Raw genomic sequence first — 15693 nt, forward strand, 5'->3', positions numbered from 1 at the left:
CAAACCGGTGTAACGCGATGTTTCTGAACATCCAGCATTTGCTTACACAAAAAACAGCGAGGAAAAATCCATGCTCGAAGTCATCAACGACTTCCTCTCAGGGAAAGTACTGATCGTGCTCATTGTCGGGCTCGGTAGCTACTTCACGATTCGCTCGCGTTTCGTTCAATTGCGGCACTTCTTCCACATGTTCGCGGTATTCCGCGACAGCCTGAAAAGCAGCGGCGGCCAACTCAGCTCGTTCCAGGCCCTGATGCTCAGCCTCGCCGGCCGCGTCGGTGCAGGCAACATCGCCGGTGTCGGCATCGCCGTGACCCTCGGTGGTCCGGGTGCGGTGTTCTGGATGTGGGTGACCGCACTGGTCGGCATGTCCAGCAGCTTCTTCGAATGCACCCTGGCTCAGGTCTACAAGCGCGCCGATGGCGACGGCCTGTACCGTGGCGGCCCGGCCTACTACATCCAGCACGGCCTGAAGTTGAAAGGCATGGCAGTGGTCTTCTCGGTCCTGCTGCTGGTCACCTACGGCTTCGCCTTCATCGGCCTGCAGTCCTACACCGTGACCCACTCGCTACAGAACGCCTTCGCCTTCGACCCAAGCCACACCGGGATCGTCCTGGCGGTGCTGCTGGCCATCACCTTCATCGGCGGCATCAAGCGCATCGCTGCAGTGTCCGACCTGCTGGTACCGGTCAAGACCCTGGCCTACATCGGCGTGACCCTGTACGTGATCGGCACCCAGATCGAACACGTGCCAGCCATGCTGGAAACCATCTTCAAGAGCGCCTTCGGCCTCGACCCGGCCTTCGGCGGCCTGCTCGGCAGCGCCATCGTCATGGGCGTGAAGCGTGGCGTGTTCGCCAACGAAGCGGGCCTGGGCAGTGCGCCGAACGTCGCCGCCGTGGCCTCGGTGAAACACCCGGGCGCTCAGGGTGTGGTTCAGGCCTTCAGCGTGTTCCTCGACACTTTCGTGATCTGCACCTGCACCGCGCTGCTGATCCTGTTGTCGGGCTTCTACACCCCGGGCTTCGAAGGTGACGGCATCGTCCTGACCCAGAACTCGCTGGCCGCCGTGGTCGGTGACTGGGGTCGCATCTTCGTCAGCGTTGCGCTGTCGCTGTTCGTCTTCACCTGCATCCTCTACAACTACTACTTGGGCGAAAACAGCCTGCAGTTCCTCAGCCGCAACCGCGCCTTGCTGATGGTGTTCCGCGGTCTGGTCCTGGCGCTGGTGGTATGGGGTTCGATGCAGGATCTGTCGACCGTGTTCGCCTTCGCCGACATCACCATGACCTGCCTGGCCTTCGTCAACCTGATGGCCCTGGCCATGCTGTTCAAGGTCGGCATGCGCGTGATGCGCGACTACGACGAGCAGCGCCGCGCCGGCATCAAGCAGCCGGTATTCGACTCCAGCAAATTTGCCGATCTGGATCTGGACCTGAAGGCCTGGCCGACCGAGGCGCCAGCCGCCGACAAGACCGCAGTCGAGCCGCAAGGCGTTCCTGCAGCGCAACGCTGACAGGTGAATGACGGGCGCATCCCCTGCGCCCGTCAGTTATTGTGATGCAATAACTTGTAGGAGCGAGCCTGCTCGCGATAGCTGTCTTTCAGCCAACATCAATGTTGAATGATGAACCGCTATCGCGAGCAGGCTCACTCCTACAATGTCATCTCTTGTGGAGACCCTCAGATGATTGCCAATTCCTTTCCCGCCGCCCAACACGTCATGGTGCTCTACACCGGTGGCACCATCGGCATGCAGGCCAGTGCCAATGGCCTTGCCCCGGCCTCCGGTTTCGAAGCGCGGATGCGCGAGTACCTGCACAGCCAGCCCGAACTGGTGGTGCCACAGTGGCGCTTTCGGGAAATGTCGCCGCTGATCGACAGCGCCAACATGACCCCGGCCTACTGGCAGCAACTGCGTGAAGCGGTAGTCGATGCCGTGGACGTGCAAGGCTGCGACAGCGTGCTGATCCTGCACGGCACCGACACCCTCGCCTACAGCGCCGCGGCGATGAGCTTTCAGTTGCTCGGCCTGCATGCCCGTGTGTGTTTCACCGGCTCGATGCTGCCGGCCGGCGTCACCGACAGCGATGCCTGGGAAAACCTCGGCGGCGCACTGGTTGCCTTGGGCCAGGGTCTGGCGCCGGGCGTGCACCTGTACTTCCACGGCGAGCTGCTGGCGCCGACGCGCTGCGCGAAAGTGCGCAGCTTCGGCCGGCATCCGTTCAAGCGCCTCGAACGTCAGGGCGGCGGAGTGAAAGCACCGTCGATTCCAGCCGCGTTGAACTACAGCCAGGCAAAACAACTGGTCAACGTCGCGGTACTGCCGCTGTTCCCCGGCATCGGCGCCGGGATTGTCGACGGTCTGCTGGCCAGCGGCATTCAGGGGCTGGTACTGGAATGCTACGGCAGCGGCACCGGGCCGAGCGACGATAGCGAATTTCTCGCCAGCCTTGGCCGCGCGCGGGACAACGGTGTGGTGGTGGTTGCGGTCACGCAGTGCCATGAAGGCGGGGTCGAGCTGGACGTTTACGAGGCCGGCAGCCGGTTGCGTGGTGTTGGCGTGTTGTCCGGCGGCGGCATGACCCGCGAAGCAGCGTTCGGCAAGCTGCACGGCTTGCTCGGTGCGGGTCTGGACAACGCCGAAGTACGACGCCTGATCGAACTCGACCTGTGTGGCGAGCTGCGCTGAGCCGTGTCCGGCGCCGGAATAATCCGGCGCCCCCTACATATCTACCACCAACGCTGCAACGTGCCCCCTAGCATGGAGCGACCCCGAGGCTTGTCCTCGGGAACGCCTCCATACCAGAACGCAGGGACGCACCATGAGTTCAGCAATCACACGCTCCACCCGGCCGCCTGCCGCCGGCCACCATCCTACCGAAGCCCTGATCACTCAACTGAGTGTCGGCCCCGACTTACGCGACGTGGCCGCCGTGCTGCTGCGCGAGCACTTGCGTAAGCTGTATCCCGCACTTGATCTGGAGCCGAGCATTACCATGATCGGCACGCCGCAATGGTCCATCGTCGACGAGCAGATCGTTGCCGGAAATCCGACCTACCAGGCCTTGACCGAAATTCTCGCCGCCCAGGTCGTGCAGGGCACGCCGACGCTGTATATCGAAGGTGAACACTTTCTGACGCAACAACCGATCAGCGAGCCGGCCGTCCACTTACCGGTACGGGTCGACGAAATCGCCAGCCTGCTCAACCTGCTGGCACCGGTCATGCTCACCGCGTTTCAGGAGCAACAGCTGGCGTACTGGAACAGCGCCGACGACAGCACCGGCCCGCGCTGGCATGCGCTGTCGGACACCCTGCGCGAGATCTGGAACGTCGATCAGGTACAAGGCTGGAGCGAGAGCGATTGCGCCATGGCCCGCACGCTGTATCGCAATGCGGATCTGCCCAGCAGGAAAATCGATGATCCCTACCAAAGCAGCGCCTGCCTGATCGCCATTGACCTGGTCGATGACGATACCGTGAAGCACTTGAACGAAGTATCGATGGCGGTGCTGATCGGCACACAGCAGGGAAAAACGGTGATCCTCGCCCACTCGCTGCTCAAGGGTTATCAGAAGTTCGACTCTCTTGATGAACTGGGCAAATCCTTGCCTGAGCATGTCAGCAACCTCCAGCCATACCAGCAACTGAAATGGCGCTTACTGGAACCCTCGGGCAGCATCTTCGATTATCAGGCGTGCGCACTGGTCTCGATTCAGATCGATGTGATCGGCGCGCTGGATTTTTCTCCTGCCACACCTGCGCCACTCGACAAGCCATTGTCCACGGCCACCCCGCAAGTCGACGCAACGGTGAAAAAGCCCGGCCCGCCATTGAGCTGGTTCCAGGATGCCCTGCCTGACTGGCTCAGTGCTGCGTCACTGCCGGATCTGAACAACTATTCCCGGCACTTGAAGGATCTGGCTGCGCTGCACAGCCAGAACAACGGCAAATCCTATCTGGATGGCATCCTGCCAATCAGCGAATACGCGCTGAGTGAAATGAACGCCTTGCATGCCGAGACCCTTCGCGAGCACGCCGATGCGCAGCGTACCGATCTGGAAACAGCCCTTGAGTCGATCCAGTTGCGGGTCAAAAGTCCGGTGATCTGGGGCACCTTTACTGTTCCGGGAAAAATCGAGACCTACAATTTCAGCGTCACCGATCTGGCCTTGCAGAATCTGATTGCAGTACCGGTAGGCAACAAGACCCTGCACTCCACCCGTGGCAAGCCATTTCCCACATGGCTGACCGTAAGCTATCTGGAAGACCTGGTAACCCGCGCGAATATCGGTACGACCTATCCGGCGCTGATCAAGAGCCAGTTGGTCGACACCACGCCTGCATCCGCCGGGCGCCAGGCACTGTTCACTCAGCACCTGCGCATCCAGTTGCCGCTGCTGGCCCTGCAATTGAAAATTCGCGGCAAGGCCGGTGTCGACGCGCGCGGTTACCGCTATGTCGTCGCAGTGCTGGACCCCGACAGCACCCATCGCAGGGTCGAGGACCAGACCATCGTCATGCGGCCTCTGGCTTTCGTTCCTCGACGCAGAGCAGACGGCAGCCATGACGAAGTCGCCAACATGTTCGTGATCGGACCTGAAGACCCGAGCGCCGGGCCGTGCCTGCTGTATCGGCCGATGCTCGACCAGCCGTTGACCCAATACCCTTCCCCCAGCAACTTGCTGTACGCCATTCAGCAATCCGCCAGCCTGCGTGACTCGGTGCTCGCCTGGCTCCCGGACAGCGTGCGCAGCGACTACGCCAATTATGTGTTTCCAAGCACGTTGCCCTCGCCCTGGGCCGTCACCGAGTTTCTGGTGGATGCGGAAAAAATGACCATCATGAGCGGGCCGATCAGCCTCGGTAGAAAGACCGTGGAGGGCGATCTGCCAGACGCTCTGTACAAAGCCAACGCGTCGGCGCTGGTCGAGCTGGCCGACCGCCAGTCGGTGTCAAATGCGGAAAGTCGCTGGGCCAGTTTCAAACGGGCCGGATGGACCCTGTTCAATGCCGTCTTGCCGTTCCTCGGACGCACGGTGGGTGTCGCGACGTGGATCTGGCAGGTGATGGAGCAACTGCAAGCCCTGAAGGAAGCCCGGGAGCAGGATGACTCCTCAGCGCAATGGTCAGCGTTCACCGAGGTTCTGCTCAATCTGGGGATGGCGATCACGTTGCACATCGCAGGACGCTCCCGACCACGACTGGCCCATGAGACAGCGGCAAGCGAAACACCGAAAAGCCCTGACCCCACGACCACTGAAATTACCGTGCAGCAACTGGAAAAAAGTGCTCCCCATGAAACCGCTGACCTGCAGCAGACCCTGAATATCAGCGGCGCCGCGAACCGCACGCCTGCAAGTCTGGGCACCGTGCTGTCGCACTTCAAAACCCTTCGCCCGCAACGTCTGGGTAGCGCCAACACCACGCCAGGGCTCTATCGCAATCTCTACAGCTACAACAGCAAATGGTACGCCCCGGTGGGCCATGACTGGTTCGAGGTCGCGGTGGACGAAAACGGCACCGTCATGATCATCGATCCGCAGGATCCAACCCATACCGGCCCAGCCCTGATCGGCAATCTGCGTGGCGAATGGTTCGTTGATACCCGACTGCGCCTGCGCGGTGGCGGCTCAACCGGCCTGACACAACTGGCTGAAGCACAGCGCCGCATCGAAGCGGAAAAACTGCGCACCCGCCTGACCGCCTTCGAAAGCCGTAAAGCGGCAGCGCAAGGCGAGCTGGAACAGGTCCGCCAGGCAATGAACGCTGCCACCGCTCAGACCGCTGCGGCCCACCGCCAGCTCTTTCTACAGTCTCTGGACAGGCAACGCGTCGCTTATGCCCAGGCGTTGAGCGATCTCAAGGCGTTGCATGTATTCTCGCCAACGGCTGACTACCAACAGAGATCCCTGAGCTACCTGAAGGCGCAGCTCGAACTCATCCATGCAGGGATTCGCGAAGCGCTGACCCTGTTCACGCCGACATTGCGCAGCGTACTCAATCATCTCGAAGAACAGGCTGAACAGCCCCAGAACCGGCATATTGCCGAAACGCGGCAGATGCTTGAGCTCAATCTGGACATGATCACGCGTCTGGAGCAGATCCAGGCACAACTGGTGCAACTCAAAGAGTTCGAGAGAGACGGCTTGCGCTTGATTCAACTGACCCGCAAGGCACTCCCGGCGTACTCGATCGAGGATCTCAAGGCACTGCAGGTGACACTGGCGCGCAATGTCTGCCTGCCCGAACACTCGGTAGCGACCGCCGCGGATGCCTGGCTCAGTCTCGACCAGATTGTCGATACCGCCGATATCGCCGTTCAGGCACTGCGCGACACCCTCGAGGAGCGCAGCGTTTCCCGGCTCGACGAACGCATCGACTGCCTCAACGATCTGATCGAACAATTCAACGTACTCGACGAGCGCCTGGCAGACTTCAAGTCCGCGTTCGCTGACAGTGTGCAAGAGGCACCGCTGACAAACCTTCGCCAACAGCTCGAGCAATTCAACCGCAGCGCCCGCCACAACCTGGTGCTGTTGCTCGAAGAGCGCGACACCCTGCGCAGCCGCCCGGCGCTCCCCGTGCAACCGCCAAGGCCGAAAAAGAAGTTCATCCGCACCCGCTACAACGGCGTGCTGATCGGCGAGCCGCGCCTGACGGCACAGGGCCTGGAAACCGACCTGGTCGACATCAAGTCACCGCTCACGGACAAGGTCATCTCGACCTTTCATCAAAAAACTCCCGGGGTGTGGGTCGAACGTATCAGCACTGCCTTGCCGACGCCGACGCCAGCGCTCGAAACCAGCCTGAACAAGGGGCAGGACCTGCTCGACGGCCTGCCGGCGTTCACCCTGCGCATGAACGAACTCATGAAGCAGGCCGGACGCTCGGCGGTCGGTATCGAGTACCTGTTTCACCAGCACGCCCTGCAACTGGAACACGTCAGCGCGGCCATTGAACAGGCTCTGACCGACAGTAACGCCACCGAAAGCGGTCAACGTTCGGCTGCGGTGCTGAACAAGGCACTGAGCGATGCAGTCGACAGCCTTTATCAGCAGGCCAAAAGCGCCATGTCGGGGATGACCAGGGCACAGTCACCCACACCATCGGGTGTCGCCTGGCTCCAGGCCAACGACACCATCCGTATTGCAAAAACTGTCAGTCGACGCCGCCTCAAGGGCGGCAAGGCGCTCTACCTGGACGAATACAGCATCACTGATCAGACCACGCGCAAGGTGCTGTGGTACGCGCACTTTCTGTACTCCACCTCATGGGTGCCGGACAAAGCCTTTCTCTCTGCACGTCTGAAAACCCCGCAGGAGCGGCAACTGGGATCCGATGCCGACAGCACTCGCGGGTTGAGCCGGAACGAACGGCTGGCGTACTACCGCAGCATGATCGGCGTGGAGCAGGCCCGACAGCTGTTTTTCAGCGCGAGCTAAGGCATACACCGAGGACCGTGCACGACGTCACTCCTGCCTGTGGGCGTCGTGCACGGCACGCTACTTGCTGCCTCTTTTGCCAAAAACCAGCGGATGCCGCCTCATGCTCCACTCCCACCTCACGACGCTCAATGCCGTCTCTCTGGTGCTCAACACCTTCAAGACCGAAGGCCTGTCGAGCGAAGCGCTGCTGGCCGGCAGCGGCATCAGTGCGGCGGATCTCGCCCGTGCCGACACACGCATCACCACCAATCAGGAAATGCAGGTCTGCGCCAATGCGGTCGCGCTCAAGCATGACATCGGCCTGGAACTGGGCCGGCGGATGCACGTTTCCTGCTACGGCATCCTCGGTTACGCCCTGCTCACCAGTGCCACCTTAGGTGACGCTTTGCGCCTGGCGATACGCTATCCGGCGCTGCTGGGAACACTTTTCGAACTGAGTCTGGAAGACGATGACGAGCGAGTCTGGTTTGTCGCTGCCGATTACCGCGAGAGCCCGGAAATGGCGGTGTTCAACGCGGAATTCTGCCTGGTGTCATTGAAGGTCATCTGCGATGACCTGCTCGGGCATCCGCTGCCATTGCTGGCGACACGCTTTGAACATGCCGCGCCGGATTACCGCGACAGCTACGCCGAACACTTCGCCAGCCCGCTGCAATTCGCCGCCAAAGACAACGCCTTCGCCTTCGACCGGCGCTGGCTCGATCAGCCGTTGCCATTGGCCGACAGCATCACCCACCAGGCCATGGCCGAACGCTGCCGCAAACAGAACATCGAGTTCACCGGACGCCAGGCGTGGCTGGGGCGAATTCGCCAGTTGCTCAGTGCCCAGCTCAATGCAGCACCGGGGCTGGAGGGACTGGCCCAGCAGATGAAGTGCTCGCCGCGCACCTTGCGCCGCCATCTCAAGGACATGGGCAGCAGCTATCAGGAACTGCTCGACGAACTGCGCTTCGAGCGCGCCAAGCAGATGCTGTGTGAGGATCAGTTGCCGATCTACCGCATCGCCGAAACCCTGGGCTTCAGCGAGACCGCGAGTTTCCGCCATGCGTTCGTGCGCTGGAGCGGTGTTGCGCCGAGCCAGTTTCGCCCTCATTGATGTTCCAATGTGGGAGCGGGCTTGCTCGCGAATGCGCAGTGTCAATCGCGATCAATTTATCTGACATACCGTATTCGCGAGCAAGCCCGCTCCCACCGGGACGCATTGCATGCCTGAATCGAAGCTAGGCTGTACTGAAAAGAGGGGCGAATTGCGGTCAGAGTTTTTGGCCATATCGATCCCCTTTTGGCCTTTCCTGCCGTTCTCCGATTCGTCGCGCGCCGCAACACTGGGAGCAACCGAATCAGCCCTCTGTGGAGAACAACAAATGCTGACGATCTACTCGGACGATCACCACCTGCACCACGGCCGCTGCGAACTCATCGACGGCCAGCTCAAGCCGTGTTTCGAAATGCCGTCGCGTGCCGACCACGTGCTGCAACGGGTACAGCACCAGAACCTCGGCCCGGTAGAAGCGCCAAAGGATTTTGGCCTCGAACCGATCGCGCGCATCCACAGCCGCGATTACCTCGACTTCTTCAAAGGTGCGTGGGCACGCTGGACCGAATTCAACACCGACGGCGACCTGCTGCCCTACACCTGGCCCGCCCGCACTCTGCGGCAAATCAAACCGGCCAGCCTGCACGGCCAGCTCGGTTACTACAGCTTCGACGGCGGCGCCCCCATCACCGCCGGCACCTGGCAAGCAGCCTACAGCGCAGCGCAAGTGGCGCTGACTGCGCAGGCGGAAATCCAGCGCGGCGCGCACAGTGCCTTCGCCCTGTGCCGTCCACCGGGACACCACGCCGCCAGCGACTTGATGGGCGGTTATTGCTACCTCAACAACGCCGCCATCGCCGCTCAGGCATTCCTCGATGCCGGCCACAGGAAAGTCGCGATCCTCGACGTCGACTATCACCACGGCAACGGCACCCAGTCGATTTTCTACGAGCGCAGCGACGTGCTGTTCACCTCGATCCACGGCCACCCGGAAGCCGAGTTTCCATTCTTCCTCGGCTACGAGGATGAACGCGGTGAAGGCACGGGTGAAGGCTTCAATTTCAACTATCCGCTGCCGGCCGGTTCCGGCTGGGATGTGTGGAGTGCGGCGCTGGAACAGGCCTGCAAAGAGATCGACAGCTACGGCGCCGACGTCATCGTCGTGTCGCTGGGCGTCGACACCTTCAAGGACGATCCGATCTCGCAGTTCAAGCTCGACAGTCCGGATTACCTGGCTATGGGCAAACGCATCGCCGCCCTCGGCAAACCGACGCTGTTCGTCATGGAGGGTGGTTACGCGGTGGAGGAAATCGGCATCAACGCGGTAAACGTGCTCGAAGGGTTCGAACAATGAACCGACTCAAGCACTGCATTGCGCCAGCCCTGTGCGCCGCGCTGCTCAGCGTCGGCGTCCACGCTGAAGAACGCACCCTGCGCGTCTACAACTGGTTCGACTACATCACGCCCAAGGCGCTGGAAGACTTCAAGGCGCAGAACACCCAGACCAGACTGGTCTACGACATCTTCGACACCAACGAAGCGCTGGAAGCCAAGCTGCTGACCGGCAACTCCGGCTATGACGTGGTGGTGCCGTCCAACGTGTTCCTCGCCAAGCAAATCGAGGCCGGGGTGTTCCAGCCGCTGGATCGCAGCAAGCTGCCGAACTGGAATCACCTCGATCCGAAACTGATGAAGCTGATCGAAGCCAACGACCCGGGCAACAAATTTGCCGTACCGTACATGTACGGCACGATCCTGATCGGCTTCAATCCGGCCAAGGTCAAGGCAGCGTTGGGGGATAACGCGCCGGTGGACAGCTGGGACCTGATCTTCAAGGAGGAGAACATCAGCAAGCTCAAGCAGTGCGGCGTCGCCCTGCTCGACTCGCCGTCGGAGATTCTGCCGCTGGCCCTGCAGCACCTGGGCCTGGACCCCAACAGCAAAAATCCGGCGGACTATGCCAAGGCCGAAGCGCTGCTGATGAAGATCCGGCCGTACGTGACCTACTTCCATTCGTCCAAGTACATGGCCGACATCGCCAACGGTGACATCTGCGTCGCGGTCGGTTATTCCGGCAGCTTCTCGCAAGCGGCCAATCGCGCCAAAGAGGCGAAGAACGGCGTGGTGGTCGACATGCGCCTGCCCAAGGAAGGCGCACCGATCTGGTTCGACATGCTCGCCATTCCCAAGGGCGCGAAGAACACCGAGGACGCCTACACCTTCATCAACTACCTGCTGCAACCGGCGGTGATCGCGCCGGTCAGCGACTTCGTCGGGTATCCGAACCCGAACAAGGACGCCACCCAACTGGTCGATCCGGCGATCCGCAACAACCCCAACCTGTACCCGACCGATGCGGCAATGGGCACGCTCTACACCCTGCAACCACTGCCGCGGGATGCCGAGCGGGCACGCACCCGGGCCTGGACCAAGATCAAGTCCGGAACCTGAGCCGACGCTGACGACAAGACCCGCCGCCGTGCGGGTCTTTTTTTGTCTGCGATATCTATCTACCACCCTCGGCGCTCAGCCCGTCACTACCTTGCAACGCATCGCCCACCGCCTCTTTCGCGGTGCCTGCTGTTCTGACCAAGGATGTGACCATGCCAGAAACCCTCAACTCTCCCGCCGACCACAAGCTGCCGGACGATCAAGACGCCCTGCTTACCCAACTGGTCGCCGGCCCCTCAATCAGGGAAGTCGCCACCCGCGCCCTGCAACCGGCACTGAAGACGCTATACCCCAAGTTACAGATCGACCCGCGACTGGCAATGGTGGTGACACCTGGCTGGACCTTGCGTGACCAGCGTGTCGTCCCCGGGCCGCGACACTTCGAATCGCTGACCGATGCGCTGGTGCGTCATGGCGTCGCCAACAAGCCAGTGATCTACCTGGATGGCGAGCACTACCTCACTTTGCATCCTGCGCACGAGACGCCGGTACAACTGCCCGTCAACATCGAGGCCATCGCCAGACTCCTCAATGAACTGGCGCCGCTGCTGTTTGTTGCCTTCGAGGAACAACAGGTCGATTACTGGAACCAGTTCACCCGCGCCTCCGCCCCGCGCTGGCAGGGATTGTCCAGGTCCCTGCGCGAACTGTGGAACGTCGGGACGAACCCGGCGTGGGACGACGACCAGCGCGCCATGGCTCAGAGTCTTTTCGACCATCCGCAAAAAACTAGCCGCAGTACCGATGATCGCTATCAGTCCCGCGCCTGCCTGATCGATCTGGACACCACGCGCGATGGCACTTCCACTCACCTGCACGTCCTCGATATGGCCGTACTGATCGGCACGCTCGGCAGCCGCACGCTGATTCTCACCCACACCATCACTCGTGGTTTCCAGGCCTTCGATACCCTGCAGGAACTGGGTGCCTCACTGCAGACCCAGACGGAGGGACCGCCGCCTGCAACCTTGCAATGGCGGCTGATCGAACCTGACGGCAACTACTTCGATCATCTGGCGTGCAATCTGATCGCCCTGCAGGCCGACGCGATTGGCGAGCTGGCAAACGAACCGGCGACAACCAATCTGACGCCCCACGTCAGCCGCACGACCAACGAACTCGACCCCACGGACAAGCAGTCGTCTTCACGCTTCAACCTGGTCGAGCAAGCGTTGCCAGAGTGGATGGTCGACGCCTCGCCCAGCGACCTGACCGCCTACAGCCGTCATCTGATGGATCTGGCGCAGGTGCAAAGTCAGAACGCCGAGCAGTCCTTTGACGACGGCATCAAACCGATTCGCGAGTTCGCGCTGGAGCAACTGGAGGCGGCCCTGCTCAAGGAGCATCCCGAGGCCACTGAACTGAATCTGGCCGAGATTCGCATCGTGGTCGACAGCGTGGTGGTGTGGGGCAGTTTCACACCGTTGCTGGAGCCCGAACGCAGCACCTTCAGCCTGGTCGATCTGGCGCTGCAGAATCTGATTGCCTTGCCGCTCGGCAACAAGACCGTGAGCAGTATCGGCAGCACTGCGGTGCCGGCATGGATGACGGCTGATTATCTGGAAAGATTGATCGTCAGTGTCGACATCGGCCAGACCTATCCCGCGCTGATCAGGCAAAAACTGCGCGATGACCCGCTGGAAAGCCTGCGACGGCAGAACCTGTTCACCAGCCGGCTGCGTGTCGAATTGCCGTTACTGGCGTTGCAGCAGAAGATTCGCGCACAGGGCGGTGTCGACGAGGCGGGCTATCGCTATGTCGCGGCCGTGGTTCAATTGCTGGACGACAATCGCCGGGTGGACGGTCAGGAGATCGTCATTCGACCGCTGGCCTTCAATCCCGCGTGGCGCCCGGGGGCGACCACCGATGAAGTGGCCAACATGTTCGTGATCGGCCCCCGACAGATGGACAAGGGACCCTGCCTGCTGTACCGGCCCCTGTCCGATCATGCCTTGCTCCAGTACCCGTCGCCGGCCAACCTGGTGTACGCCATCAAGCATTCACCGACATTGCGTCAGTCGGTCCTCGCCTGGTTGCCGGACAGTGCGCGCGCCAACTATGCCAATTACGTATTCAGCGATGATCGACCCTCGGTATGGTCGCTCTCACAACTGCTCGCCGATCCCCTGACTTCCTTGCAGATGAGCGGCACGCTGACCTTGGGAACAGCAGTCATCGCTACCAATTACCTGGCTTTTCTGTTCAAGGCCAACGTCAGTGCAATGGTCGAACTGGCGAATCGGCAATCGGTGTCCAATAGCGAAAGTCGCTGGGAGAGCTTCAAGCATGCGAGCTGGATGATCCTCAGCGCCGCACTGCCGTTTTTCGGTCGAACCGTCGGTACCGCCGCCTGGATCTGGCAGGTGCTGGACGATCTGCAACAAACCTTCGATGCCGCTGCCACAGGCGACACCGGGCAGCAGAAAACCGCGATGACCGATCTGTTGCTGACCCTGGCCATAGTGCTCGCCCATCACGCCAGCACCCGTAACGCGACGCCTCGGGACATCACTGAAAAGACGCCGGTGACCGTCGAGACCGAGCCCAAGGAGCCGGTGCCACCAACGCCGGTGAACATCGTGCAACGCCCTGATGTGATCGGTGAATATCCGGCGCAACACCAGACTTCGCTGATGACCGACACCGCCCTGAGCCTGACCCAAACCCTGGATCGCTTTGCCGTTACGCGCCCCGATGCACTCACCCCGCTCGCCAGCGACGCCGGCCGTTATCGTCACCTCTATCGACATGCCAGCGGATACTACGCACCGGTGGGTGAGCGCTGGTTCGAAGTGGCGGTCGCCGACACCGGTGAGGTATCGATCATCAATTCGCAGCGACAGCCCGGACGTGAGGGGCCGGGGTTGATCCGCAATCGGCGGGGCGAGTGGTTCGTCGACACTCGCCTGCGTCTGCGCGGCGGTGGTCTGTCGAGTCGGCGCAAGGCCAAACGACGGGAAAACAATGAACGCATCGCCGAACTCAAGAAACAACTGACCGAGTTCGATAACACGCGCGAGCAGGCCCGCACAGAGCTGACAGCCGCTCACACCGCCATGACTGCGGCCGGCGACGACACTCTGGTGGCGCAGCAGACCACGTTTCTTGCAGCACTCGAACGCCGCACCGAGGAATACGCGGCGCCCATCGACCAGCTGAAATCGTTGAACCTGCTCGAGACCGTGCCCCATTTCCGCACCGCCATGACCGAGATGCTCGGTACCCAGTTGTTCTTCAACCAGACATGGCTCGCTCAACGTGATCCTCTCTTCGCCAGAACCCTCAAGGAAACCCTGGTGCTGCTTGAGGCCGAAGAAACGGCGGCAGGCACCGGTGACCCTGTCACCTACCGCAGAATGTACGATTTGACCGAGGGCATGATCAGCAAGATCGAGTTTGCCCAGTCACGTTTCCAGGAGTTGAGCCGACTGGGCAAACGTGCCGCTGAAGTCGCCAATACCTATCGCGCAAAGCTGCCTGTGTTCAGTCTCAATGATCTCAAGGCACTTCAGGTGTCGCTGGCTCGCGACATCTGCCTGAAAGAGCAGGCTTCGCCAGCGCTGACTCAGGCGCAAGGCGATCTGGTACGCCTGCTCGACACAACCAACCTGGTGATTCAGACCTCACAGGAACTGCTGCTCGACCACACCAGCCTGGGGGCCAACGAGCGGATCGAAGGCCTCAACGGCATGCTCGAACAGTATGCCGCCATCGATCAGTCGTTCGAGGATTTCGCCCTCAACCACAAGGATGTGCTGCTCGACGAGCCCTTCAGCCGTACGCGTAAACGAATCAACGAGTTCCAGCGCCAGACCGAAGAGCACTTGGCGCAGTTGCTCCTCGAACACCGGCCGGTGGAGCCTCGGCCCGGTCCTTCAAGGCCAGCGCCAGCCTCACGTAAACGGATTATCAAAACCCGCTTCAAGGGCACAGTGGTCGGCGAGTTGCGTTCCTCGGCGCCAGGGCAACCAGTCCTGCTGGACGTGAAAGCGCCCATGACCGGGAACGTCATCGCCACCTTTCACGAGAAAACGCCCGGCGTCTGGGTCGAACGTATTCAGCCCGGACGGCGCCGCCCGCCAGCTGCGGCGCCGGACCTCGCCACCCAGATCAGCCAGGGCCAGACGCTGCTCGATGGCGTGGAAAGCTTCATCCGGCAAACCGAAGCCCATGCCAAAAAACCTGGTCGGATTCCGGTCGAGATCGAAGAGCAGTTCCAGCGCAAGGCCGAACAGCTCGACGAAAGCGCGAAAAGCCTTGAACAGGCCCGGCTGCGGGCGAACAGCACCGAGGAGCCGCCAGCTCTGATCGCCCAATTGAACCAGGCGGGTGAACGCCTGTACGCCGAGGGCTACCGGATACGGGTCGAGATGACCAAGCAACAACCGCCAACCGCTGCCCGGGTCGAATGGTTATTGCACAAGGATGAGATCGACATTGTGTCTGGCGGTGCCCGGCGTCGCCTCAAAGGCCCGCGCAGGGATTATCTGCAGGAGTACGAAATTCGCGAGCGGCGCACCGGCAAGGCGTTGTGGTACGCGCACTTCCATTACAACAGCCTCGATGCGCCGGCCGACGCCTTCACCGCCGCCCATTTGAAACTGCAGGAGCAACGACGGATGGCCGGCGCCTTCGACCTGGACTCGGCCACCAGCAGTCCGCAAATCATCGCTATCTATCGCAGCGCGATCGGCCCGCAGCTGGCGCGTTCGCTGTTTTTCTCATAAGCCCCAAACGTCAAAAAGGACAATGACA

At 61.4% G+C, this 15693-nt stretch carries 7 protein-coding genes; all 7 read left to right on the top strand.

Translation table 11 applies throughout. The annotated features are described in order from the left end of the window. Positions 1 to 70: 70 nt before the first annotated feature. The 7 genes from AC1RBR_RS00545 to AC1RBR_RS00575 all read left to right on the top strand — a co-directional run bounded on the left by AC1RBR_RS00545 (position 71) and on the right by AC1RBR_RS00575 (position 15665). Entirely contained in the window at positions 71 to 1516 is a 1446-nt protein-coding gene (locus AC1RBR_RS00545; protein WP_095137743.1) for an alanine/glycine:cation symporter family protein, read from the top strand. A gap of 171 nt (positions 1517 to 1687) precedes the next feature. Beyond that, positions 1688 to 2692 (top strand): asparaginase, encoded by a 1005-nt coding sequence (locus tag AC1RBR_RS00550; RefSeq protein WP_492562476.1) that lies wholly within the window; start codon positions 1688 to 1690, stop codon positions 2690 to 2692. Between the two features lie 133 nt (positions 2693 to 2825). Further along, positions 2826 to 7448: a hypothetical protein gene (locus AC1RBR_RS00555; protein WP_492562477.1), complete on the top strand. Its 4623-nt coding sequence runs from the start codon at positions 2826 to 2828 to the stop codon at positions 7446 to 7448. A 103-nt stretch (positions 7449 to 7551) separates the two neighbouring features. Then, complete coding sequence (locus AC1RBR_RS00560) at positions 7552 to 8547, top strand: AraC family transcriptional regulator (protein ID WP_492562478.1); 996 nt, start codon at positions 7552 to 7554, stop codon at positions 8545 to 8547. 268 nt (positions 8548 to 8815) lie between these two features. Next, on the top strand, positions 8816 to 9841 hold the full coding sequence (locus AC1RBR_RS00565; RefSeq protein WP_492562479.1) for a histone deacetylase family protein: 1026 nt from the start codon (positions 8816 to 8818) through the stop codon (positions 9839 to 9841). Beyond that, positions 9838 to 10938: a polyamine ABC transporter substrate-binding protein gene (locus AC1RBR_RS00570; RefSeq protein ID WP_095137749.1), complete on the top strand. Its 1101-nt coding sequence runs from the start codon at positions 9838 to 9840 to the stop codon at positions 10936 to 10938. The genes AC1RBR_RS00565 and AC1RBR_RS00570 overlap by 4 nt, the downstream gene beginning before the upstream one ends. A gap of 152 nt (positions 10939 to 11090) precedes the next feature. Next, complete coding sequence (locus AC1RBR_RS00575) at positions 11091 to 15665, top strand: hypothetical protein (RefSeq protein WP_492562480.1); 4575 nt, start codon at positions 11091 to 11093, stop codon at positions 15663 to 15665. Positions 15666 to 15693 lie beyond the last annotated feature (28 nt).

The organism is Pseudomonas sp. GW823-FHT01D03, from assembly GCF_058798255.1.

Coding starts and splice junctions, on each gene's coding strand:
- AC1RBR_RS00545 (WP_095137743.1), top strand. CDS start 71: ATGCTCGAAGTCATCAACGACTTCCTCTCAGGGAAAGTACTGATCGTG.
- AC1RBR_RS00575 (WP_492562480.1), top strand. CDS start 11,091: ATGCCAGAAACCCTCAACTCTCCCGCCGACCACAAGCTGCCGGACGAT.
- AC1RBR_RS00555 (WP_492562477.1), top strand. CDS start 2,826: ATGAGTTCAGCAATCACACGCTCCACCCGGCCGCCTGCCGCCGGCCAC.
- AC1RBR_RS00565 (WP_492562479.1), top strand. CDS start 8,816: ATGCTGACGATCTACTCGGACGATCACCACCTGCACCACGGCCGCTGC.
- AC1RBR_RS00570 (WP_095137749.1), top strand. CDS start 9,838: ATGAACCGACTCAAGCACTGCATTGCGCCAGCCCTGTGCGCCGCGCTG.
- AC1RBR_RS00560 (WP_492562478.1), top strand. CDS start 7,552: ATGCTCCACTCCCACCTCACGACGCTCAATGCCGTCTCTCTGGTGCTC.
- AC1RBR_RS00550 (WP_492562476.1), top strand. CDS start 1,688: ATGATTGCCAATTCCTTTCCCGCCGCCCAACACGTCATGGTGCTCTAC.